The organism is Pseudomonas sp. GD04158 (assembly GCF_029834875.1).
Lineage (GTDB): Bacteria > Pseudomonadota > Gammaproteobacteria > Pseudomonadales > Pseudomonadaceae > Aquipseudomonas > Aquipseudomonas hydrolytica.
On record NZ_JAODYT010000068.1, the window covers coordinates 1 to 21979 of the forward strand.

General features: G+C 65.7%; 20 protein-coding genes and 1 pseudogene. 9 read left to right on the forward strand and 12 right to left on the reverse strand.

Annotated elements, in window-relative coordinates; all coding sequences use genetic code 11:
• The 7 genes from N7333_RS19725 to N7333_RS19755 all read right to left on the reverse strand — a co-directional run.
• On the reverse strand, positions 1 to 531 hold a 531-nt coding region (locus N7333_RS19725; protein WP_279859278.1), incomplete at its 3' end, for an FAD-dependent oxidoreductase.
• Positions 532 to 533: 2 nt separating this feature from the next.
• Positions 534 to 1493 (reverse strand): ornithine cyclodeaminase family protein, encoded by a 960-nt coding sequence (locus N7333_RS19730; protein WP_096827241.1) that lies wholly within the window; start codon positions 1491 to 1493, stop codon positions 534 to 536.
• Positions 1494 to 1830: 337 nt separating this feature from the next.
• On the reverse strand, positions 1831 to 3279 hold the full coding sequence (gene rhlB / locus N7333_RS19735; protein WP_012019549.1) for an ATP-dependent RNA helicase RhlB: 1449 nt from the start codon (positions 3277 to 3279) through the stop codon (positions 1831 to 1833).
• A gap of 99 nt (positions 3280 to 3378) precedes the next feature.
• Positions 3379 to 4542 (reverse strand): dipeptidase, encoded by a 1164-nt coding sequence (locus N7333_RS19740; RefSeq protein ID WP_129483892.1) that lies wholly within the window; start codon positions 4540 to 4542, stop codon positions 3379 to 3381.
• 98 nt (positions 4543 to 4640) lie between these two features.
• The gene (locus N7333_RS19745) at positions 4641 to 5579 is read right to left on the reverse strand and encodes a GGDEF domain-containing protein (protein WP_003246418.1); all 939 of its coding nucleotides are present in this window, start codon (positions 5577 to 5579) and stop codon (positions 4641 to 4643) included.
• Between the two features lie 191 nt (positions 5580 to 5770).
• Positions 5771 to 7672, reverse strand: coding sequence for an acyl-CoA synthetase (locus tag N7333_RS19750; protein WP_129483893.1), 1902 nt, complete (start codon positions 7670 to 7672; stop codon positions 5771 to 5773).
• A 118-nt stretch (positions 7673 to 7790) separates the two neighbouring features.
• Positions 7791 to 8450 (reverse strand): alpha/beta fold hydrolase, encoded by a 660-nt coding sequence (locus tag N7333_RS19755; protein WP_129483894.1) that lies wholly within the window; start codon positions 8448 to 8450, stop codon positions 7791 to 7793.
• A gap of 477 nt (positions 8451 to 8927) precedes the next feature.
• On the opposite strand from N7333_RS19755, the gene N7333_RS19760 reads away from it, so the two are divergent.
• From N7333_RS19760 to N7333_RS19775, 4 genes are all read left to right on the forward strand, one after another.
• Positions 8928 to 9956 carry an amino acid ABC transporter substrate-binding protein gene (locus N7333_RS19760; protein WP_003246424.1) on the forward strand — a complete coding sequence of 343 codons (1029 nt, stop codon included), beginning with the start codon at positions 8928 to 8930 and terminating at the stop codon, positions 9954 to 9956.
• 98 nt (positions 9957 to 10054) lie between these two features.
• The gene (locus tag N7333_RS19765) at positions 10055 to 11239 is read left to right on the forward strand and encodes an amino acid ABC transporter permease (protein ID WP_012019545.1); all 1185 of its coding nucleotides are present in this window, start codon (positions 10055 to 10057) and stop codon (positions 11237 to 11239) included.
• A 9-nt stretch (positions 11240 to 11248) separates the two neighbouring features.
• Positions 11249 to 12346, forward strand: a complete 1098-nt coding sequence (locus N7333_RS19770) for an amino acid ABC transporter permease (protein ID WP_129483895.1) — start codon at positions 11249 to 11251, stop codon at positions 12344 to 12346.
• 9 nt (positions 12347 to 12355) lie between these two features.
• Positions 12356 to 13117 (forward strand): amino acid ABC transporter ATP-binding protein, encoded by a 762-nt coding sequence (locus tag N7333_RS19775; RefSeq protein WP_003246429.1) that lies wholly within the window; start codon positions 12356 to 12358, stop codon positions 13115 to 13117.
• A gap of 147 nt (positions 13118 to 13264) precedes the next feature.
• On the opposite strand, the gene N7333_RS19780 is transcribed toward N7333_RS19775, so the two are convergent.
• The gene (locus tag N7333_RS19780) at positions 13265 to 14224 is read right to left on the reverse strand and encodes a helix-turn-helix domain-containing protein (protein ID WP_129483896.1); all 960 of its coding nucleotides are present in this window, start codon (positions 14222 to 14224) and stop codon (positions 13265 to 13267) included.
• Between the two features lie 161 nt (positions 14225 to 14385).
• On the opposite strand from N7333_RS19780, the gene N7333_RS19785 reads away from it, so the two are divergent.
• The 4 genes from N7333_RS19785 (at position 14386) to N7333_RS19800 (ending at position 16952) form a co-directional block, all read left to right on the forward strand.
• Positions 14386 to 14856 (forward strand): nuclear transport factor 2 family protein, encoded by a 471-nt coding sequence (locus N7333_RS19785; protein ID WP_003246433.1) that lies wholly within the window; start codon positions 14386 to 14388, stop codon positions 14854 to 14856.
• A gap of 98 nt (positions 14857 to 14954) precedes the next feature.
• A complete protein-coding gene (gene pcsA, locus N7333_RS19790) occupies positions 14955 to 15674 on the forward strand; it encodes a phosphatidylcholine synthase (RefSeq protein WP_003246435.1) in 720 nt (239 codons plus the stop codon).
• On the forward strand, positions 15671 to 15952 hold the full coding sequence (locus N7333_RS19795; RefSeq protein WP_129483897.1) for a GIY-YIG nuclease family protein: 282 nt from the start codon (positions 15671 to 15673) through the stop codon (positions 15950 to 15952). The genes pcsA and N7333_RS19795 overlap by 4 nt, the downstream gene beginning before the upstream one ends.
• Positions 15953 to 16016: 64 nt before the next feature.
• On the forward strand, positions 16017 to 16952 hold the full coding sequence (locus N7333_RS19800) for a glutathione S-transferase family protein (protein ID WP_003246438.1): 936 nt from the start codon (positions 16017 to 16019) through the stop codon (positions 16950 to 16952).
• A 65-nt stretch (positions 16953 to 17017) separates the two neighbouring features.
• Here N7333_RS19800 and N7333_RS19805 read toward each other — a convergent pair whose 3' ends face one another.
• Genes N7333_RS19805 through yejK form a run of 3 tightly spaced genes read right to left on the reverse strand, consistent with a single transcriptional unit; the run spans position 17018 to position 19192 of the window.
• Entirely contained in the window at positions 17018 to 17338 is a 321-nt protein-coding gene (locus N7333_RS19805) for a glutaredoxin family protein (RefSeq protein WP_129483898.1), read from the reverse strand.
• Complete coding sequence (locus N7333_RS19810; RefSeq protein ID WP_129483899.1) at positions 17335 to 18183, reverse strand: PPK2 family polyphosphate kinase; 849 nt, start codon at positions 18181 to 18183, stop codon at positions 17335 to 17337. Before N7333_RS19810 ends, N7333_RS19805 begins: the two co-directional genes overlap by 4 nt.
• Position 18184: 1 nt before the next feature.
• Positions 18185 to 19192 (reverse strand): nucleoid-associated protein YejK, encoded by a 1008-nt coding sequence (gene yejK, locus N7333_RS19815; RefSeq protein WP_012019539.1) that lies wholly within the window; start codon positions 19190 to 19192, stop codon positions 18185 to 18187.
• Between the two features lie 336 nt (positions 19193 to 19528).
• Here yejK and N7333_RS19820 point away from each other — a divergent pair, with 336 nt between their 5' ends.
• Positions 19529 to 21139 carry a M28 family metallopeptidase gene (locus tag N7333_RS19820; protein WP_003246446.1) on the forward strand — a complete coding sequence of 537 codons (1611 nt, stop codon included), beginning with the start codon at positions 19529 to 19531 and terminating at the stop codon, positions 21137 to 21139.
• A 116-nt stretch (positions 21140 to 21255) separates the two neighbouring features.
• Here N7333_RS19820 and N7333_RS19825 read toward each other — a convergent pair.
• Positions 21256 to 21979 (reverse strand): annotated as a pseudogene (locus tag N7333_RS19825) (C4-dicarboxylate ABC transporter substrate-binding protein); the annotation flags it as partial.

A 21979-nucleotide genomic window follows, 5' to 3' on the forward strand; every position in this document is an offset into this window, starting at 1 on the left:
GTCACGGGCGATGCGCAGCACTTCGCGATCGTTGTGAATCTCCCCGCCCTGCTGGCGAATGCCGCGCAGGTAGCCCTGGTGCAGGGCATCGGTGTCGATGTCGGCGGCGCTGGGGTCGAACAGGGCGCCCTGAACCTTGTCGCGGCACAGCACCGGTACCAGCGCGCAGGCCTGGTCGGCATCGAGCAGACGGGCCTCGGGCACCTGGGCGCGGGCCTCAAGGAACTGGCGCTGCAGCTCGGCGGTATCGCCGCTGAAGTCCACCACCAGTTCGCCGCGCGGGCTGAGCAGTGGGTGCTCGGCGAAGCCGGGCGGCGGTGCGTCGTAGAAGGCGCGGCTGGCGGCAGTCAGGGCGCGCACCTGCGGCGTGCCGTAGGCCACGGTGTACAGCGCCGCCGAGCGGCCGGTGCTGTGGTAGCCGGGCTGGCGCTCGCGCTCAAGGACGATGGTCTTGCCCTGGCCGGCGAGGAAGTAGCCGGTGGAGGCCCCGGCGATACCGGCGCCGACGATCAGGTAATCGGCATGCTGCATGCTCAGCCCTCCGCGGCCTGCTTGAGTTGATGGAGTGCGTGGGCCAGGGCGACGTCTTCCAGACCCAGGCCGATGGAGCGGAAGAATACCGGGCGACGGTAGTCGGGCAAGGGCGCCGAGTCGTCGAGCAGCTCGGCCAGGTCGCCGCGGATCAGCGCGCGGTCCCACAGGTGCTGCTCGCTGGCCAGGCGCATCTCGCCGGCGCTGGCCGGGGTGGTGGCGCGGTAGTCGCAATAGACGTCCATCTGCGCCAGGCTGGCCGGCGGCACCTCATGAGCGCGCGGCGCATTGGTGCTGATCGAGGTGATCAGCGCCGGCTTGTGCAGTTCGCCGGGGTCGAGCACCGGGCTGGCCGAGGACGTGCACAGCATCACCACATCGGCGTCGGCGCAGGCGTCGGCCTGGCTCGCGCACAACTGCATGCGCGGATCGAGCTGCTGCAGTTGCAGCAGCTCGACGCCGTGCTTGCCCACCAGGCTTGGCGAGTACAGGCGGATGCTCTGCCAGTCGCGCAGGCCCTGCACATAACGTACATGGGCACGCGCCACCGGGCCGCTGCCGATCACCGTCAGGCGTTTGGCCGTGGCCGGCGCCAGGGCGTCCACCGCCACGGCAGTGGTGGCCGCGGTACGGGCGGTGGTGAGCTCGCCGGCATCGCACAGCAGCAGTGGCTGGCCGTTGTCCATCGACATCAGCAGGGTCCAGGCGGTGACGATGGCGCCATGTTCACCCGGGATGTAAGGCGAGGTCTTGACCCCGTATACGCGCTGTTCGGCGAGCACGCCGAGGTAGTTGATGAAGTCGCCGCCGTCGGGAAATTCCACCAGCTGCTGGGCCGGCTGCACCGCCTGGCCGCGCGCCAGGCTGCGGAACATCCCGCGCATGGCTTGCACGACATCGATGCGGGCGAGGAGCTGGGCGGCTTCGGCCTGATGGATCAGATAGGGCGGGGTGCTGGGCATGGCGGTGAAATCCAGGATGAACTTATTTGTCTATTCTGGACTTATTTGTATTTGTCCGGCAAGGGACATGGCCGCCGGCTGTCCGTGGATGACGCATGGGTATAGATGGGAGGGACCGGATGGCTCGTGGTTGCCTGCGTCGCTGAGCGGTGCGGCGATCAGGCCAGGGCCTGCGCGCGCGGCGCACCCGGCGAAGGGGGGCACGAGGCCTGGCCGGAAAATGGCCGGGAGTGATTCCTCACCCCGCCCCGCGACAGCCCGAAGGGTGGCGGGCAGGGCTTGGGGCAATAAAAAAGGCGAAGCCTCGCGGCTTCGCCTTTGTTTTACCTGCGATGGCTCAGTGCTTGCGCGGTACCGGCTTGAGCAGCTCATCCGGCGGCATTTCGCACTGGATCTTGCGGCCGATGAGCGCTTCGATCGGCGGCAGGGCGAAGGCGTCGTCTTCGCCGGCGAAGCTGATCGAGGTGCCGCTGCTGCCGGCACGGCCGGTACGGCCGATGCGGTGCACGTAGTCGTCCGGGTCTTCCGGCAGGGTGAAGTTGATCACGTGGCTGATGCCGTCGACGTGAATGCCGCGGCCGGCCACGTCGGTGGCCACCAGCACGCGGATATGCCCGGCGCGGAAGCCTTCGAGCACCTTGATGCGCTTGTGCTGCGGCACGTCGCCGGACATCTGCGCGGCGCTGACGCCGTCGCGGGTCAGGCGCTCCTCGATGCGGCGCACTTCGTCCTTGCGGTTGGCAAAGACCATCACCCGGTCCCAGGCGTTCTGCGTCACCAGGTTGTACAGCAGTTTGTACTTGTCGCTGGAGGCCACGGCGTAGACGTGCTGCTCGACGGTGTCGCTGGCGACGTTCTCCGGCTCGATCTCGACGATGGCCGGGTTGACCGTCCATTGCTTGGCCAGGTTCATCACGTCTTCGGTGAAGGTGGCGGAGAACAGCAGGGTCTGGCGGTCGCCCTTCATCGGCGTCTGGCGGATGATCTGGCGCACCTGCGGGATGAAGCCCATGTCGAGCATGCGGTCGGCTTCGTCCAGCACCATCACCTCGACCATGTCCAGGTGCACCTCGCCGCGCTGGTTGAAGTCCAGCAGGCGGCCCGGGGTGGCGACCAGGATGTCGCAGAAACGCGATTCGAGCTGCTTGAGCTGCTTGTCGAAGTCCATGCCGCCGACGAAGCTCATCACGTTGAGCTTGGTGTACTTGGTCAGCGCGACGGCGTCCTTGGCGATCTGCACCACCAGCTCGCGGGTCGGCGCGATGATCAGCGCGCGCGGCTCGCCCATGTAGCGTTCCTTCGGCGGCGGCGTCTGCAGCAGCTGGGTGATGATCGAGATGAGGAAGGCGGCGGTCTTGCCGGTGCCGGTCTGGGCGCGGCCGATGGCGTCCTGGCCCTTGAGGGTGTAACCCAGTACGCCGGCCTGGATCGGCGTGCAGTAGGGGAAGCCGAGGTCGTGGATGGCGTGCATCAGCTCGGGGGCGAGCTTGAAGTCGTGGAAGCGCGTCTTGCCTTCGGCCGGCTCGACCACGAAGTCTTCCAGCTTCCAGTTGTCCACCGGCTTGGCCGGGCGCTCGCGGCGCGGTTTGTCGGCCTTGGGCGGGCGAGGCTGCTGTGGCGCGGGGCTGTCGCTCGCAGTCTCGCTGGCTGGGCGGGCGGGCTTGTTCTTGCGGGGACGCTTGTCGTCTGCGCCACGGCTCTGGGCGGGCGCTGTTGCGGGTGACGGCGCTGGTTGTGGCTGCTCGTCTTCGGCTTTGCCGAACATTTTCTTGAGTGCTTTGAGCACGGGCTTCTCATCGATTGGTTAAGGAGTGAACGCCCGCCAGTGTAATGCAAGACGCGGGCGTGGCGAAGTGCTTCGCTCGCGCCTGTCAAGGGGCGGGACTCAATTCTCCGGCAGACTGGCCAGCAGCAGGCGCTGGACGTTACCGCCCATGATCGCGGCGATCTCCTCGGCGGAGAAGCCGGCGCCCTGCAGGCCTTCGGTGAGCTGCGCCAGGCCGGTGACATCGAACGGCGTGTGTACGGTGCCGTTGAAATCCGACCCCAAGGCGACGTGCTCGACACCGACCTTGTCCGCCGTGTAACGGATGGCGCGGACTATGGCCGCGACCGAGGTGTCGCACACCGCGGTGCTCCAGTAGCCGATGCCGATCACTCCACCCGTGGCGGCGATGGCCTGCAGGTGCTTGTCGCTGAGGTTGCGCGTGCCGGGGCAGGTGCCCTCGACCCCGGTGTGCGAGACCAGCACCGGGCGCGTGGCCATGGCCAAAACGTCGTCGATCAGCGGGCGCGAGGCGTGGGCCAGGTCGACCAGCATGGATTTTTCTTCCAGACGCGCGATGACCTGTCGCCCCAGCGGGGTCAGGCCGTCTTTCTTCAGGCCGTGGGCCGAGCCGCCGACCTCGTTGTCGAAGAAGTGGGTCAGCCCGGCGATACGAAAACCGGCGTCATACAGCGCATCGACGTTTTCCAGCCTGTTCTCGATGGGTTGCAGGCCCTCGGTGGCGAGCAGGCCGGCCACGCGACGCGGGTCCTTCTCCCAGGCCTCGATGAAGCGGGCAAGATCGTCGCGGCTGCGGATCAGCACCAGGCGCCCGTCACTGCCGGCCGCGGCGTCCTGAAGTTTCTGCGCCTGGTACAGCGCGCGCTGCAGCAGGCTGTTCCAGGTTTCCCGCGGCCAGCGCTGGGCCATGGCCAGCAGGGTGATGTTGTCGCTGTCCGCCTCATTGCTCTCCATGTTCAGGGCGCGCGGGGTCTTGGTCACGGTGGAGAACACCTGCAGGCCGAGACGGCCTTCGAGCATGCGCGGCAGGTCGGAATGACCGTAATCGTAGCGTTTGAGCAGATCGCGCTCCCAGAGCAGGGCGTCGTCGTGCAGATCGGCGACGAACAGGCCCTGGTGCAGCTTCTGCGCGCTGGCGCTGGCCGGATAGGGCGGCGGGCTGGCGACGCTGTTCATCTGTGCGTCGATGACCTGAGGCAGGCCCAGCACGGCCAGGGCGGAGAGGGGTACCAGCAGAAGCAGGGCGATCAGCAGTTTGCGCATCGAGGGCCATCCAGGCGTGTTGTTATGCCGGCCACTCTAGCAGGGAAGCGCTGCACTCTTGGAGTAGGGTGAGCCCTGCGCAGCATGCTGAGCAGGGCTTAACCGCAGAGGCAGTTGCGCCCCTGTTGCTTGGCCTGGTACAGCGCGGCATCGGCGCGGGCGATCAGGCCCTGCAGGCTGTCCTTCTGCTGCATCTGCGCCAGGCCGATGGAGATGGTCACGCCGGGCAGGATGCCGACCGGGGAATAGAAGGAGGCGATCTGCTCCAGGCTGACACGCAGGCGCTCGCCGATGCCGCGTGCGGACTCGGCGGAGATTTCCGGCAGGAGGATGACGAACTCCTCGCCGCCGAAGCGGATCAGGCTGTCCTTGGGTCGCAGCTGGCTGCGCAGGGTATGGGCGACCAGGCACAGGGCGTAGTCGCCGGCCAGATGGCCATGCTGGTCGTTGTAGGCCTTGAAGTGATCGACATCCAGCATCAGCAACGACAAGGGCTCGTCATTGAAGGCGCAGCGGGTGCTTTCGCGTTCGAACACATGCTCCAGCCAGCGCCGGTTGAAGCAGCCGGTCAAGGTGTCGACGTTGGCGTTCTGCTCGCTGTCGAGAATCAGCCGATTGCCCTTGCGCACCCGCTCGCAGAGCAGCTCCAGCAGGTTCTGCATCATCTGCGGCGACTCTTGGAACAGCGCCACCAGCGACTCGCGGTGCAGGCGCAAGACGGTGGAGCGGCGCTCGGCCACCACGTAGGCAGAAGGGTGTTCGTTGTCGATGAAGCTGATTTCGCCGGCGCAGTCGCCGACCTCCAGGGTGCTGACCGCCTGGTTGTCCAGCGAGCCGAGGTAGACGCGCAGCTGACCTTCGATCAGCAGGTAGAGATGCTGGTTGCGGTTGAAAGGAGAGAGCAGGACTTCGCCAGCCTCCAGCTCGCAGGCGCGGAACTCCTGCAGCAGGTGGTCCAGGCTGCTGGCGGCCACCTTGTGAAACAGCCGCAGTTGTCGGATTTGATGCAGGTCTGCCTGCCAGTGCGCCGGTTTCATCGCGGTTCTGTCGCGCCTGGCTTGGCATCGAGGCCAGATGGCATCACAAACGCTCCTTGTCGTGGTCACGTACGCCCTTCGACATTATTCCCGCCCCCGAGGCGAGGCAATGCTTGCCCGTGGCCACGCCGACCAATGGTTACTTGACGATTCCGAGTTGTTAACTGGCGCGCGTCCCTGCGCGAAAGCCGTCACGCTTGCGGGTTGATGCGATGCGCCACGGCGTAGCCTGCGAGGCGTTGGCCGACCGCTGCAATCAGCGTCTGGTCCTGGCTCGGCAGGTACACCTGAGCCAGTTGGCCGAGCTGGTCATCGCTGCTCACCTCGACGCGAATATCGGGGTGCAGCTCACGCAGGGCGCTCTGGTAGACGCGGGCAATGGCATCGAAGCGCAGCGCCGGTTTGAAGGTCTTGCCCACCGCCGTGACCGGAATGGCGTCGATGATCCAGGCGTCCTTGGGCACTGCGGCGCGCTCGGGAATGTGCGCCGCGGCGTGCTCGAGCAACTCGGCCTCGCTGGCCTGTGCGCCGGGTTTGAGCTGCACGTACACCACCGGCAGTTCGCCGGCCTTCTCGTCGGGTTTGCCGACCGCGGCCGCCAGGGCCACGGCCGGGTGCTTGTGCAGCGCCTCCTCGATCATCTGCGGATCGATGTTGTGGCCGCCGCGGATGATCAGATCCTTGCTGCGCCCGGTCAGCCAGATATAGCCGTCTTCGTCCTTGCGGCCGAGGTCGCCGGTATTGAACCAGTCGCCGTCGACCCAGATGTCGGCGTTCTTGCTGGCCTGCAGGTAGCCCTTGAACACCGTGGCGCCGCGGATGCACAGATTGCCGATCTCGTTCGGCGCGGCATCTCGCAGGTAGCGCCCCTGTTCGTCGAGCACCTTGATGCTCACGTCGCAGTAGGGCATGCGCAGGCCGATGGAGCCGGGGCGGCGCTCACCGGCCGGCGGGTTGGCGCAGCTGCCGCAGGTGCCTTCGGTCAGGCCGTAGCCTTCGATCAGGGTCAGCCCGGTCTTGGCCTCGAACTGGCGGATCAGCTCCACCGGCATCGGCGCGGCGCCGCACAGTGCGTACTTCAGCGAGGACAGGTCATACCCCTCGCTGGGAACCTGCAGCAGGCCGGCATAGATGGTGGGAACCCCGCTGAAGAAGCTGACCCTGTAGCGTTCGATCACCTTCCAGAAGTTGCCGATCAGGCTGGTGTTGCGATAGCCCTGCGGGGTGGCCAGCAGCACCTCGGCGCCGCCGATGAAGGCGGTCAGGCCGGTGACCACCACGCCGTTGACGTGAAACAGCGGCAGGCCGCAGAGGGTGACATCGCCCGGGGCGAAGCGGGTCACCAGATTCATGCTGTAGGCCATGGCCACTTCGTTGGCGTGGCTGTGCGGCGCCAGTTTCGGCGTGCCGGTGGTGCCGCCGGTATGGAAGTAGCTGGCGATGTCCTCGGGCAGAATGTTGCGGCCGCTTTCCAGGTGGTCGGCGGGGCAGGTCGCGATGGTCTCGTCGAAATCCAGCACGCCGTCGGGCAGGGGGGCGCGCTGGGCCTTGAGCGCGCTGCGCTGCGGTTCCGGCAGCAGGTTGGCCAGGTCCACGCAGAGAATCGCCTTGAGCTCCGGCAGATGGTCGCGCATGGCGCTGACCTTGTCCCACAGGTCGGTGCCGGGGAAGGGCGCCAGGGTCACCAGCAGCTCGGAATCGGCGGCGTGGATCAGTTCAGCGATATGCGCGGGTTCGAGCAGCGGGTTGATCGCGTTGACGATGCCGGCCGCCTCGCCGCCCCAGATAGTGAAGTGGGTCTGCGGCAGGTTGGGCAGGAGGAAGGACACCGCCTTGCCCGGCCGCAGGCCGAGGCGGTGGAAGGCGTTGGCGGTCTGGGTGATCTTGCCCAGCAACTCGGCATAGCTCAGGCGCAGCGGCGTTTCATCGCCCGTGCCCTGCAGGATGAACGACAGCGCCGGGGCGTCCGGCTGGGCGGCGGCACTGCGACGGATCAGCTCGTAGGTGCTGGCGGGCAGCTCGCGCGCTGCGAGCGGGGTTTTCTCGATCTGCTCGATATCCTGCAGGGTGCGAATCAGGGGCGCTGTCGTCATGCGTGTAGCTCTCCGTTAGGGCAAAGGCTGTTCAACGTGCAAGCGGGTAGGGTGCGCCGTGCGCACCAGATCGACGCCATCGCCGGTTTTGGTGCGCATGGCGCACCCTACGGCGCTATCAGCCGTCCAGCCGTTGACTCAACCAGTCCCCGATGTCGCGAATCTCTTCCGGAATGACCTCGTGGGCCATGGGATAGTCGCGCCACTGTACCGGTACAGATCGAGCGTGCAGGCGGTCGAAGGCGGCGCGCCCCATGTCGGGGGTCACCACGTCATCGAATCTGCCATGCAAGCAAAGCACCGGCAGTTGTCTTTTTGTATCCGCCACCTGCATGTCGTCGCCGAAGGTCGGCGCATAGGTGGACAGCGCCAGCACCCCGCCCAGGGGCTCGAGGTAACGCACGAAGGCGGTGTGCAGCACCACGGCGCCGCCCTGGGAGAACCCGGCGAGAACGATGCGGCCTGGCTCGATGCCGCTTGCGCGTTCGGCCTCGATCAGGGCGATCACCTGCTGCGTCGACTCTTCCAGCTGGTCATGATCTATGGCACGCGCCGGGCTCATGGCCAGGATGTCGTACCAGCTCGGCATGCTCCAGCCGCCGTTGATGGTCACCGGGCGGGTCGGCGCCTGCGGCAGCACGAAGCGCGTGGTGGGCAGGCGCTCCTGCAGCATCTCGGCAACCGGCAGGAAATCGTAGCGGTCGGCGCCCAGCCCGTGGAGCCAGATCACGGCGGCGTCGGCGACCTGTGGGGGCTGCAGAATCATGGGTGCGGTCATTGGTAGCTCCAGTGTGGTGCGGGCGCCTCAAATTGGGGCGGCGCCCTGTGCAAGGCTTGTCTAATCTGTGAATAAGTTGTCGCACGGGTGCAACTTTTGCTCTTGACCCTTGCTTATCCTGCATTCTGCAGGAGGCTGGTACGGGCCTTGCTAAAGCACATCCGGACTGACGACGCGGTGTGGTAACGGTAACACTTTGCCATTGCCCATCGCTCAACAGGCAGGAATCTGCTGTGTGGGGTTCCTAACCAGAACCGTCGGGTGCTGTATCGCCCGGACGGGTGACGATCCGTCTCTGGCCCGTTCAACCAATGGGCAGGGTGGGAACAGTTGGCCAGCAGAGGGCATCGCCGACTAGACTCCCGCCTGACGTCCGAACTTCTCGTCGATGCGTTGCTGCCAGCGTATCGCGTGCCTCAAAAGGGTGGGGAAGGCGGACGGAGACTCCAACACAATAAGAGCAACTGGAGGTTTTTGATGAAGATGGTGAAATCCACCCTGGCTGTGCTGACCACCGCAGCTGTTCTCGGTGTCAGTGGCTTTGCTCAGGCAGGCGCCACCCTGGATGCGGTGCAGAAGAAAGGCTTCGTGCAGTGCGGTATCAGCGACGGTCTGCCGGGCTTCTCCTACGCCGATGAAAAAGGCAATTACCTGGGTCTGGACGTCGACGTCTGCCGTGCTGTTGCAGCCGCGGTTTTCGGTGACGCCACCAAGGTCAAGTACAGCCCGCTGACCGCCAAGGAGCGCTTCACCGCGCTGCAGTCCGGCGAAGTCGACATCCTGTCGCGCAACACCACCTGGACCAGCTCGCGTGACTCCGGTCTGGGTCTGAACTTCGCTGGCGTGAACTACTACGACGGTCAGGGTTTCCTGGTTAACAAGAAGCTGGGTGTTTCCAGCGCCAAGGAACTGGACGGTGCCACCGTGTGCATCCAGGCCGGTACCACCACCGAGCTGAACCTCTCCGACTACTTCCGTGCCAACGGCCTGAAGTACACCCCCATCACCTACGATACCTCCGACGAGAGCGCCAAATCGGTCGAAGCCGGCCGTTGCGACGTGCTGACCTCCGACCAGTCGCAGCTGTACGCGCAGCGCATCAAGCTGGCCAACCCGGACGACTACGTGGTGCTGCCGGAAGTCATCTCCAAGGAGCCTCTGGGCCCGGTCGTGCGTCAGGGCGATGACGAGTGGTTCAACATCGTGCGCTGGTCGCTGTTCGCCATGGTCAACGCCGAGGAGCTGGGCGTGACCTCCGCCAACGTGGAAGAAACCGCCAAAACCACCAAGAACCCCGACGTAGCCCGTCTGCTCGGTGCCGAAGGTGAGTTTGGCAAGGATCTGAAACTGCCGAAGGACTGGGCAGTACAGATCGTCAAGCAGGTAGGTAACTACGGCGAGTCCTTCGATCGCAACGTCGGTGCCGGCAGCGAGCTGAAGATCGAGCGTGGCCTCAATGCCCTGTGGAACAAAGGTGGTCTGCAATACGCACCGCCGGTGCGTTGATCGTCTGTACCGGCGCGCCTGCATGGCGCGCCGGTTGTTCCTGATGACGTGAACTCCATGCCCGCGCAAGCGGGCGTGGGGCTTCCAAGAGGGCTGTTATGCAAACTACTGCTAATGCCCCGCGCCCGCGAGGTTCGGTCTGGACCGATCCTCAGGTGCGCGCGTGGCTGTTCCAGATTCTCGCCGTTATCGCCGTCGTGGCGCTCGGCTGGTTCCTGTTCCAAAACACTCAGACCAACCTGGAGAAGCGCGGCATCGTCTCCGGCTTCGGTTTCCTCAGTAACAGCGCCGGTTTCGGCATTGCCCAGCATCTGATCGACTACAGCGAAAGCGATTCCTACGGACGGGTATTCGTCATCGGCCTGCTCAATACGCTGCTGGTGTCCTTCATCGGCATCGTGCTGGCCTCCATCCTCGGCTTCATCCTGGGCGTGGCGCGGCTGTCGCCGAACTGGCTGATCAGCAAGCTGGCCACCGTCTACATCGAGATCTTCCGCAACATCCCGCCGCTGCTGCAGATTCTCTTCTGGTACTTCGCGGTGTTTCTCGCCCTGCCGGGACCGCGGCAGAGCCTGGACATCGGCGAAACCTTCTTCCTCAACAGCCGTGGTCTGTACATGCCGGCGCCCGGTCCGTCGGAGAGTTTCGGTCTGTTCGCCGTGGTCCTGCTGGCCACCATCGTCGGCATCATCGCCCTGGGCCGCTGGGCCAAGAAGCGCCGTGAGGCCACCGGCAAGATCTTCCCGCTGCTGTGGACCTCCCTGGCGCTGATCGTGGTGATTCCCGGCCTGACCGTGCTGATCGGCGGCAACCCGCTGGTGTGGAGCGTGCCGGAGCTGCGCGGTTTCAACTTCCGCGGCGGCTGGGTGATGATCCCCGAGCTGATGGCCCTGACCCTGGCGCTGACCATCTACACCGCGGCCTTCATCGCCGAGAACGTGCGCTCGGGGATCATGGCGGTCAGTCATGGCCAGACCGAGGCGGCCCGTTCGCTGGGGCTGCGCCCCGGCATCACCCTGCGCCTGGTGATCATCCCGCAGGCATTGCGCGTGATCATCCCGCCGCTGACCAGCCAGTACCTGAACCTGGCGAAGAACTCCTCGCTGGCCGCCGGCATCGGCTACCCGGACATGGTGTCGCTGTTCGCCGGTACGGTACTCAACCAGACCGGCCAGGCCATCGAGGTGATCGCCATCACCATGAGCGTGTACCTGGCGATCAGCATCAGCATTTCCCTGCTGATGAACTGGTACAACAAGCGCATTGCGCTGATCGAGCGGTAAGGAGCAGCCATGCAGTCTCATACCTTCAAACCGGATCTGCCGCCGCCACGCATGAGTGTCGGCGCAGTGGGCTGGCTCAAGGCCAACCTGTTCTCCAACTGGTTCAACACCCTGTTGACCCTGTTCGCCATCTACCTGATCTGGCTGATCGTGCCGCCGCTGATCCAGTGGGCCTTCATCGATGCCACCTGGAGCGGCAGCACCCGCGCCGACTGCACCAGCGGCGGCGCCTGCTGGGTGTTCATCCAGCAGCGTTTCGGCCAGTTCATGTACGGCTTCTATCCCAGCGAGCTGCGCTGGCGCGTGGATACCACCCTGTGGCTGGCGATCATCGGCGCTGCGCCCTTGTTCGTGCCGCAGATGCCACGCAAGGCGTTCTACGGCCTGGCGTTCCTGGTGATCTACCCGGTCGTCGCCTGGTGCCTGCTGCACGGCGGCGTGTTCGGCCTCAGCGTGGTTCCCACCAGCCAGTGGGGCGGCCTGATGCTGACCCTGGTGATCGCCGCCGTCGGCATCACCGGTGCGCTGCCGCTGGGCATCCTGCTGGCGCTTGGGCGCCGCTCCAACATGCCGGCGATCAGGGTCATCTGCGTGACCTTCATCGAGTTCTGGCGCGGTGTGCCGCTGATCACCGTGCTGTTCATGTCCTCGGTGATGCTGCCGCTGTTCCTGCCCGAGGGCATGCACTTCGACAAGCTGATGCGGGCGCTGATCGGGGTGATCCTGTTCCAGTCCGCCTACATCGCCGAAGTGGTGCGCGGCGGCCTGCAGGCCATCCCCAAGGGCCAGTACGAAGCGGCCGCGGCCATGGGCCTGGGCTACTGGCGGATGATGGGCCTGGTGATCCTGCCGCAGGCGCTCAAGCTGGTCATCCCCGGCATCGTCAACACCTTCATTTCGCTGTTCAAGGACACCAGCCTGGTGATCATCATCGGCCTGTTCGACCTGCTCAACAGCATCAAGCAAGCGACCACCGACCCGGCCTGGCTGGGCATGGCCACCGAAGGCTACGTGTTCGCGGCGCTGATCTTCTGGATTTTCTGTTTTGGTATGTCCCGCTACTCCATGCATCTGGAGCGCAAGCTGGACACCGGCCACAAGCGTTAGGAGTGAGTCATGAGTGAAGTCAACAAACAACCCAGCGCTGAGCCGATGATCCTGCTGCAGGGCGTGAACAAGTGGTACGGCCAGTTCCACGTGCTCAAGGACATCAACCTCAGCGTGCAGCAGGGCGAGCGTATCGTCCTGTGCGGGCCGTCCGGTTCGGGCAAGTCCACCACCATCCGTTGCATCAACCGCCTGGAGGAACACCAGCAGGGGCGCATCGTGGTCGATGGCACCGAGCTGACCAGCGACCTCAAGCACATCGAGGCGATCCGCCGCGAAGTGGGCATGGTGTTCCAGCACTTCAACCTGTTCCCGCACCTGACCGTGCTGCAGAACTGCACCCTGGCGCCGATGTGGGTACGCAAGATGCCCAAGCGTCAGGCCGAGGAAGTCGCCATGCACTTCCTCGAGCGCGTGCGCATCCCGGAGCAGGCGCACAAGTATCCGGGCCAGCTCTCCGGCGGCCAGCAGCAGCGCGTGGCGATCGCTCGCGCGCTGTGCATGAAGCCGAAGATCATGCTGTTCGACGAGCCGACCTCGGCCCTCGACCCGGAGATGGTGAAAGAGGTGCTCGACACCATGATCGGCCTGGCGCAGGACGGCATGACCATGCTCTGCGTGACCCACGAGATGGGCTTCGCCCGCACCGTGGCCAATCGGGTGATCTTCATGGACAAGGGCGAGATCGTCGAACAGGCCGAGCCCGACCAGTTCTTCACCAACCCGCAGAACGAGCGCACCAAGCTGTTCCTCAGCCAAATCCTGCACTGAGTCGGTTGCGTCAGATGACAAGGGAGCCCTCGGGCTCCCTTTTTCATGGCCGCGGAATGCGCCTGGAAGTAGGCTGCGCTGTGCGCACCGCGAACCCATAGCCCTATCGAGTGTCCAGCGTCCCCAGAATGGTGCGCACAGCGCACCCTACGGGACCGACGGCGCAGCCCCGTTGCCCTGCATGCGCTTGCGAAACGCGCCGGGCGTCTCGCCGCACAGCTGCTTGAACAGCTTGGCGAAGGTGGCGCGATCGGCATAGCCGACCGCGGCGGCGATCCGCTCCAGCGAATCGCCGGAGCGGGCCAGCGCCTGCTGCGCGTTGGCGATGCGCAGGCGCTGCAGGTAGTCGTTGGGCGTCAGCCCGGTGGCGGTCTTGAAGCGGCGCAGCAGGGTGCGCGGCGAGCAGTGCGCCTGCTCGGCCAGACTGGCCAGATCGACGGATTCGGCATGATGGCGGCGCAACCAGTCGAGCAGCGGCGCCAGGGTCTTGTCATCGCTGGCGGGCAGCAGAGGGGCGAAGCGTGACTGCGGGCCGCGCTGACGCTCCACCACCATGGCGCTGGCGACCTGCTGCGCCAGCCATTCGCCGCCATGCAGGGCGATCAGGTGCAGGCACAGGTCGAGCCCCGCCTGGGCGCCGCCGGAGCAGAACAGCGGGCCGTCCTCGGTCAGCAGCAGGTCGCTGCGCAGGTTCACGCGGGGAAAATGTCGGGTAAAGGTCTCGGCCAGGGCCCAGTGGGTGGTGGCCTGGCGACCGTCGAGCAGCCCGGCTGCCGCCAGCAGAAAGGCGCTGCTGCACAGGCTTGCCACCTGCTGCTGGCGGCGAGCCAGCCAGGGCAGCAGGCCGGCATTGCCCTCCAGCGTACGGGAGATGGCGCTGCCGGTGGCTGGCAGGATCAGCAGGTCGGCCTGCTCGGCCAGGTCCAGACCGCCGTTGACCTGAACGTGGGCGAACTCCAGTTGCACCGGCTGGCCATCGAGACTGAAGCGCTGCAGGTGAAAGCGCGGCGTGCCCGCCAGCCGATTGGCGAGACTGAAGGCATCCTGCGCCATGCTCAGGCTCGAGCAGATGGTTTGCGGGCAGACATAGAGGGCGACATTGAGCATGGCGCTGCTCCGGAGTAGAGGTTGGCGATTATTGCCACAAAGTTGTCGTTATAGCCAATCGCCGTAACTCCTGTCGCCGCCGCACAATGGGCTTCATTCATCGAGCTGCTGGCGCCTTGCGCGTGCTGCTCGGCGCACAGGACCGATAACGGGAGCGCTCCATGAGCCATGCCAATGCCGAATTGATCCAGCGTTTCTACCGCGCCTTCCAGAACCTCGATGCCGAGACCATGGCGGCCTGTTACGCCGAGGACGTGCATTTCTCCGATCCCGCCTTCACCGACCTCAACGGCAGCGAGGCGGGCGACATGTGGCGCATGCTCTGCGCTCGCGCCGAGGGCTTCTCGCTGACCTTCGATCAGGTGCAGGCCGACGAGCGCGAGGGCAGTGCGCGCTGGGTCGCCACCTACCGTTTCAGCGCCACCGGCCGCCAGGTGGTCAACCACATCCAGGCGCACTTCGTGTTTCGCGATGGGCTGATCGTCGAGCACCGCGATCACTTCGATCTGTGGCGCTGGACACGCCAGGCACTGGGGGCCAAGGGCCTGCTGCTGGGCTGGGCGCCGCCGGTACAGGCTGCCATTCGTCGGCAGGCCGCCCGTGGCCTGGCCCAGTTTCGCGCGTCTCGCTGAGGCAGGCGACTGAACGCAGTGGTAGGCTAGTCGGTCTTAGCCTTCAATGAAGAGTGCGCACATGGGGTGCACATCTCCACTGCCAATCGAGACCTGCCGTGACCGAACTGATCGTTGCCGTTAAACAGGCCAAGGCCTGGGGGGTTCATGCCGTCACAGCCAGTGGTGTGATTCTCGCTCTGCTGGCACTGCTCGCCGTACTCGACGGCCAACCCAAGCAATGCCTGCTGTGGCTGGGCCTGGCCCTGCTGGTGGATGGCCTCGACGGCTCGCTGGCGCGGCGTTATGACGTCAAAGGCGTGCTGCCGCATTTCGACGGCTCGACCCTGGATCTGGTGATCGACTACCTGACCTACGTCTTCATCCCGGCCATTTTCCTCTACCGCTTCATCCCGTTGCCCGATTACACCCCGCTGTTCGCCGTGGGCCTGATCCTGGTGTCTTCGCTGTTCTGTTTCTGCAACCTGAACATGAAGAGCAAGGACAACTACTTCGTCGGCTTCCCGGCCGCCTGGAACGTGGTGGTGCTGTATTTCTACATTCTCGATGTGCACCCCTGGGTCACCCTGGGCATCATCGTGCTGCTCGCCGGCCTGACCCTGACCAAGATGAAGTTCCTGCATCCGTTCCGCGTGCGGCAGTTCATGCCGCTGAACATCCTGGTGACCTTCGTCTGGATGCTTTCCAGCGCGCTGCTGATTCTGCAGTACCCCGCCAACCAGCCCTGGCTGCTGGCCCTCTGGTGGCTGGCTTCGGCCTACTTCGTCGGCATGTGCCTGTGGCGCTCGGCGCGTGAGTGGTTCCCGGCGCGCGGATGAACGCAGCAGTCGAAAAAGCCTGGTTCGTCTACCTGGTCCGCGCCGCCAACGGCGCGCTGTATTGCGGCATCAGCGACGACCCGCAGCGACGTTTCGCCCAGCACCAGGCGGGCAAGGGCGCACGGTTCTTCCACACCAGCCCGGCGCTGGCCCTGGCCTATGTCGAGGCCTGTGCCGGCAAGGGCGATGCACTGCGCCGCGAGCGAGCGATCAAGCTCCTGAGCAAGGCCGCCAAGGAAGCCCTCATTCTGGCCAATGATGCCGCTGCATCAGCCTGAAGCGGTGGGCGGCGCCAGGCGAGGCGGGTAAGCTGGGACCTTCGATTGCGCAACGGAGCCCACCATGCACGAACTGATCCTGCACCACTACGACGCCTCGCCCTTTGCCGAGAAGGCCCGCCTGATGCTGGGCTTCAAGCAGCTCTCGTGGCGCTCGGTGGAGATCCCGCGGATCATGCCCAAGCCCGATCTGACCGCACTGACCGGCGGCTACCGCAAGACCCCGGTGCTGCAGGTGGGCGCCGACATCTATTGCGACACAGCGCTGATCGCTCGCCGCCTGGAGGCGGAGAAAGCTACCCCGGCACTGCTGCCCGAAGGCCAGGAGTTCAATACCAGTCTGCTGGCGCAATGGGCCGACTCGGTGCTGTTCCAGCATGCTGTGGCCCTGGTATTCCAGCCGCAGTCCATCGCCGTGCGCATGGGCCGGCTGCCGGCGGCGGCGCAGCAGGCCTTTATCGCCGATCGCAGCGCGCTGTTTTCCGGCGGTAGCGCCAGCCGCGTGCCGCTGGAGCAGGCCAAGCATAACTGGCCGGCGCTGATGGGGCGTCTGCAGCAGCAGTTGCAGCGCGAGGACGGCGACTTTCTGTTCGGCGAGCCGTCGCTGGCCGATTTCTCGGTCGCGCACTGCCTGTGGTTCCTGCGCGGCACGCCGGTGACCGCGCCGCTGGTCGACGACTACCCGGAGGTATCCGCCTGGCTCGCCCGGGTACTGGGCTTCGGCCACGGCTCGTTCAGCGAGATGAGCAGCGAGCAGGCCCTCGCGGTGGCGCGTGAGGCGACGCCGGCGGCGCTGCCGGAGGAAGAGTTCATCGAGCCCAACGGCTTGCAGGTTGGCCAGTCGGTAACCATCGCCGCAGTCGATTACGGCGTCGACCCGGTACAGGGCGAGCTGCTGTTCGCCGGCCGCGAGGAACTGATCCTGCGCCGCGAGGACGAACGGGCCGGTGTGCTGCACGTGCACTTCCCGCGTCTGGGCTTTCGCATCGAAGCGCGCTGAGCGCCTGTTCTCCCGCTGGCGCAAGGCCCGGAGGGTATCCGGGCTGTGCGGGGGGCACGGCCGGGTCAGTAGGCAGCGCGAATCGCGCGTACGTCATAGCCGTGGATGACCTGCCCGCGCAGGTCGATCACCGGCACGCCACGCCCGCCCAGGGCCTGGTAGCGGGCGCGGCCGGCGCTGTCCTTCTCGATGTCCACTTCGCGGTAGGCGACGCCATCCTCGGCGAACAGCTCGCGGGTCTTGGCGCAGTAGCCGCACCAGGCGGTGGCGTAGAGCACGATCTCGCCGCTGCCATTGCCGGCCTGCGGCGGGTTGAGCCAGCGGTCGATCCTGTCCCAGTTCTGCCACAGGGCCAGGGCGGCGAGGATCAGCAGAATCTTCTTCATTGCGGCGCGTCCTTGTGCGTGGTGGTGGCGGCTTGCAATTGCTGCAGAGTAAAGGGTGCCGGCCGATCCGGCCACTGCAGCGCGAGCTTTTCCAGCTCGCGGGCCAGCAGGCTGGCAACCACAAGGTCGCGCAGCCAGCGCTTGTGCGCCGGGATCACATACCAGGGCGACGCGCTGCTATGGCTGGCGCCCAGCAGGTCGGCCCAGCGCCGCTGACGCTCGTCGAACTGGCGGTGCGAGAGCAGGTCGCTGGTCTTGAGCTTCCAGCGTTTGGACGGTTTCTCGATGCGTTCGACCAGGCGCCGGTACTGCTCGCCCTTGTCGATCTGCAGGTAGCACTTGAGCACCACGGTGCCGCTCTGCGCCAGTTGCCGTTCGAAGGCCAGCACCTCGGCCAGGCGCGCCGGCAGCTCATCCTCGCCGCACAAACCATCCAGCGGATCGCAGATCAGCGCCTCGTAATGGCTGCGATTGAACACGTCGATCATCCCGGGCGCCGGCAGGCGCTGGCGATAGCGGTGGAGAAAATGCTGGCCGCGTTCCTGCGCCGTGGGCGCCTGGAAGCTGTGTACCGCCAGGCCCTGGGGATTGCAGGCGCTGAGCACGCGGCGGATGACGCCGTCCTTGCCGCTGCAATCCGGGCCCTGCAGTACCAGCAGCAGGGCCCGCTGACGATTGGCCCACAGGCGCGTCTGCTGCTCCTGCAGCCAGGGCTTGAGCTGCTCCAGGCGCGCCTTGCAGTCGGCCTTGTCCAGGCCGAAGGTGCGTGCCGGATCGCCTGCCAGCGGTGCCTCTGGCCGGCACAGGCAGGCGTCGAGCAGCGCATCGGCCAGGCGCGGCTTCATCTCAGTCCTGGCGACGCTTGAGCTGATCCTTCAGCTGGGTCGGCAGCTGGCGAATGATCAGCATGTCGCGGCCCTCGTCGTACTCGATCTTCGAACCGAGCAGGTGCGCCTCGAAGCTGATCGACAGCCCCTCGGCGCGCCCGGTGAAGCGCTGGAACTGGCTGAGGGTGCGCTTGTCCGCCGGAAATTCCGGGGCCATGCCATAGTCCTTGTTGCGGATGTGCTCGTAGAACGCCTTGGGGCGCTCCTCGTCGATCAGCCCGGACAGCTCCTCCAGGGTGATCGGCTCGCCCATCTTGGCCTGGCCGGTGGCGTAGCCGACCAGGGTCTTGGTCTTCTCGCGGGCCTGCTCTTCGGGCAGGTCCTCGCTTTCCACGTAATCGCTGAAGGCCTTGAGCAGGGTGCGGGTCTCGCCCGGGCCATCGACGCCTTCCTGGCAACCGATGAAGTCGCGGAAGTAGTCCGACACCTTCTTGCCGTTCTTGCCCTTGATGAAGGAGATGTACTGCTTGGACTGCTTGTTGTTCTGCCACTCGCTGATGTTGATGCGCGCGGCCAGGTGCAGCTGGCCCAGGTCGAGGTGCTTGGCCGGGGTCACGTCCAGTGCGTCGGTCACTGCCACGCCTTCGCTGTGGTGCAGCAGGGCGATGGCCAGATAGTCGGTCATGCCTTGCTGGTAGTGGGCGAACAGCACGTGGCCGCCCGTGGAGAGGTTGGACTCTTCCATCAGCTTCTGCAGATGTTCGACGGCCTGGCGGCTGAAGGCAGTGAAATCCTGCTCGCCGTCGAGGTAGGCCTTGAGCCAGCCGCTGAACGGGTAGGCGCCGGACTCTTCGTGGAACAGGCCCCAGGCCTTGCCCTGCTTGGCGTTGTAGCTCTCGTTGAGGTCGGCCAGCAGGTTCTCCATGGCTTGCGAGGTGGCCAGTTCGCTGTCGCGGGCGTGCAGCACGGCGGGGCTGCCGTCGGGTTTCTTGTCGATCAGGTGGACGATGCAGTGGCGGATCGGCATGGGGGCTTCGGTCTTTGGCGGGTTCGCGATGGGGTTGGCCGCGAAGCCGGGCGGGCGAGGGCCCGCGTCGGCAGCGCGGCGGCTGGGCAAAGTCTACCTGACATCGCCACGCGCTGCCGGTGGTGCAAACTGGGGTGTGGATCTTTGCTGGCTAAGTGCCGCTATCTGCAGTGATAGAACTCTATTTTCTGCAAAAATCGCGATTTTCGATTCGCGCGATGGCGCAACTCGGTCTAGCGTCTTTCACGTCCACACGACGCAGTAAAGGGACGCACCGCGGTGGCGCCACAAGCGTTGCCGCCTTTCTCGATCTCCAGATATGGATTGGAGGATTACATGCGCAACAAGACCAATAATCGCCGTCTACTGGGCGCCGCCTTGCTGGCGGCCATTTCCGGGCAGGCCACTGCGGCCAAGGGGCTCGACGTCACCGAACTGTTCGATCAGTTCTGGAGCCCGACCCGGCTCGGGCCGGCGGAGTGCCGTTCCGGTGTGCTGAGTGCTACGCCGCTGCTGTTGCCTCGCTGCATGCAGGCGGCCAACAGCATGACCCACCTGCAGATGTTCAACGACATCGCCCTGGCCAATGGCGGCAACCGCGCCGCTGGCCTGTCCGGTTACGAGCGCTCGCTTGACTATGTGCAGGCGACGCTGGAAAGCGCCGGCTACAAGGTGACCCGTCAGGCCTTCCCGTTCAGCGCGTTCTACCCGCAGGGGCCCGGCGTGCTGCAGAGCCTGGCGCCGACCCCGGCGCAGTTCGAGTGGGAGGTGGACTTCACCTACCTGTCGCAGACCGATGCCGGCGACGTCAGTGCACCGGTGGCAGCGGTGGACATCGCCCTGGGCGAGGGCAACCAGTCCAGCAGCGGCTGCGAGGCCGAGGATTTCGCCGCCTTCCCGGCTGGCTCCATCGCCCTGCTGCAGCGCGGCACCTGCAACTTCCAGATCAAGGCCGAGAACGCTGCCGCCGCTGGCGCCGTGGGCGTGGTGATCTTCAACCAGGGCGACAGCGAGGACCGCAAGGGCCTGCTCAACGCCACCCTGGGCGACGCCTATTCCGGTGGCATTCCGGTGCTGTTCACCACCTATGACGTGGGCGTGAGCCTGGCGCAGACGGCCGAGCAGCAGGTGCGCATGGTCACCGACGTGGTGCGCGAACGGACCCAGACCCACAACCTGGTGGCCGAGAGCAAGCGCGGCAACGCGGGCAACGTGGTGATGCTCGGCGCGCATCTGGATTCGGTGTTCGAGGGGGCCGGCATCAACGACAACGGTTCGGGCAGCGCCGCGCTGCTGGAGCTGGCCGTGCAGATGGCCAAGGCCAAGCCGAAGAACAAGCTGCGTTTCGCCTGGTGGGGCGCCGAGGAGTCGGGGCTGGTGGGCTCGACCTACTACGTCAACCAACTGCCCGACGAGGAGAAGGCGAAGATCAAGGCGTACCTGAACTTCGACATGATCGCCTCGCCGAACTTCGCCTACTTCATCTATGACGGCGACGGTTCGGACTTCGGCCTGCAGGGCCCGCCCGGCTCGGCCGCGCTCGAGCGTCTGTTCGGCGAGTATTACCGCCTGCGCGGTCTGCCGTTCGAGGGTGACGAGATCAGCTTCCGTTCCGACTATGCGCAGTTCTTCCTTGATGGCATCGCCTTCGGCGGACTGTTCACCGGGGCCGAGGTGGTCAAGTCCGAAGAGCAGGCGAGCCGTTATGGCGGCACTGCGGGCGAGGCCTTCGATCCGTGCTACCACGAGGCCTGCGATGACCTGAACAACGTCGATCTGCGCGCGCTGGAGGTCAACGGCGATGCCATGGCCTTCGTCGCCAGCTGGCTGTCGCTGTCGACCAAGATCGTCGATGACGAGATCGCCGCGTCCAGGGATTCGCGCATGATGATGCGCAGCGCCCAGGCCTACGACATCACCCATTGGGGCAAGCACTGGGTCAAATAGCGTCGTGTGACCTGGCGTAGGGCGCCGTGCGTGGCGCAAGCCGGTGCGCACGGCGCACCCTACGAAAGAAAAGCCCGCGAGCGTATCGCGGGCTTTTTTGTGGCCGCTGCCCGAAGCTAGCTGCGCTCCGGGCTCGGCACCACCGAGGGCGCCTGCTCGGGGCCCTCGCCGCGGCGCTTTTGCAGCGCGCGCAGGCGCTCGATCACGTAGCGCAGGTGCATGTGCAGCTCGTACAGCTCGTTGGAGTACGACAGCGGCACCTCCACCGCGGCCAGTTCGTCCTCGAGCCTTTCCAGGCGCTGGATCTCGCTTTCCAGTTCGGCCGGCAGCGAGCCGGCGTGCAGCTTGCGGTCGATGTCGCGCAGGTACTTGTACCAGCGGTAGATGCGCGCGCGGATGCGCCACTGGTAGATCGGCCCCACCGCCTTGAGCAGCGGGATCATCACCACGATCAGGGGGATCAGCAGGATGATGTAGCGGTCGGCCAGCGAGGCGATGCGAAACGGCAGGTAGCGCTGCAGGATCGGCAGGCCCTTGTCGTAGAAGTGCTCGGCGTCGCGGTGCAGGTCGAAGGTACGCGGTTCGGCGCTGGGAAAGGCGCCGGCGGCATCGAGCAGGGTGCCGCTGCGCATCACCTCGCGGCTGGCGGCGAGAAACAGCGGTACCAGGCCAGGGTTGAACTGGTCGTTGACCACCAGCGTGGCCACCGGCGCCAGGGTGACGATGTCGCGATCCGGCGCGTTGCTGGCCAGGTCGAGCAGACCTTCGCCCACCTTCACCTGGTTGAAGAAGGGCAGGCGCGCCTCGTAGGCGGCGGCGCGGCGAAAATGCGCCAGGGCG

Bases quoted from the DNA above. Each gene is read 5' to 3' on its own strand.
- N7333_RS19750 (WP_129483893.1), bottom strand. From the start codon at position 7,672: ATGACGACAGCGCCCCTGATTCGCACCCTGCAGGATATCGAGCAGATC.
- N7333_RS19780 (WP_129483896.1), bottom strand. From the start codon at position 14,224: ATGCTCAATGTCGCCCTCTATGTCTGCCCGCAAACCATCTGCTCGAGC.
- N7333_RS19795 (WP_129483897.1), top strand. From the start codon at position 15,671: ATGAACGCAGCAGTCGAAAAAGCCTGGTTCGTCTACCTGGTCCGCGCC.
- N7333_RS19775 (WP_003246429.1), top strand. From the start codon at position 12,356: ATGAGTGAAGTCAACAAACAACCCAGCGCTGAGCCGATGATCCTGCTG.
- N7333_RS19760 (WP_003246424.1), top strand. From the start codon at position 8,928: ATGAAGATGGTGAAATCCACCCTGGCTGTGCTGACCACCGCAGCTGTT.
- N7333_RS19770 (WP_129483895.1), top strand. From the start codon at position 11,249: ATGCAGTCTCATACCTTCAAACCGGATCTGCCGCCGCCACGCATGAGT.
- N7333_RS19730 (WP_096827241.1), bottom strand. From the start codon at position 1,493: ATGCCCAGCACCCCGCCCTATCTGATCCATCAGGCCGAAGCCGCCCAG.
- N7333_RS19765 (WP_012019545.1), top strand. From the start codon at position 10,055: ATGCAAACTACTGCTAATGCCCCGCGCCCGCGAGGTTCGGTCTGGACC.
- N7333_RS19740 (WP_129483892.1), bottom strand. From the start codon at position 4,542: ATGCGCAAACTGCTGATCGCCCTGCTTCTGCTGGTACCCCTCTCCGCC.
- N7333_RS19820 (WP_003246446.1), top strand. From the start codon at position 19,529: ATGCGCAACAAGACCAATAATCGCCGTCTACTGGGCGCCGCCTTGCTG.
- N7333_RS19745 (WP_003246418.1), bottom strand. From the start codon at position 5,579: ATGAAACCGGCGCACTGGCAGGCAGACCTGCATCAAATCCGACAACTG.
- N7333_RS19755 (WP_129483894.1), bottom strand. From the start codon at position 8,450: ATGACCGCACCCATGATTCTGCAGCCCCCACAGGTCGCCGACGCCGCC.
- N7333_RS19800 (WP_003246438.1), top strand. From the start codon at position 16,017: ATGCACGAACTGATCCTGCACCACTACGACGCCTCGCCCTTTGCCGAG.
- yejK (WP_012019539.1), bottom strand. From the start codon at position 19,192: ATGCCGATCCGCCACTGCATCGTCCACCTGATCGACAAGAAACCCGAC.
- N7333_RS19810 (WP_129483899.1), bottom strand. From the start codon at position 18,183: ATGAAGCCGCGCCTGGCCGATGCGCTGCTCGACGCCTGCCTGTGCCGG.
- N7333_RS19785 (WP_003246433.1), top strand. From the start codon at position 14,386: ATGAGCCATGCCAATGCCGAATTGATCCAGCGTTTCTACCGCGCCTTC.
- N7333_RS19805 (WP_129483898.1), bottom strand. From the start codon at position 17,338: ATGAAGAAGATTCTGCTGATCCTCGCCGCCCTGGCCCTGTGGCAGAAC.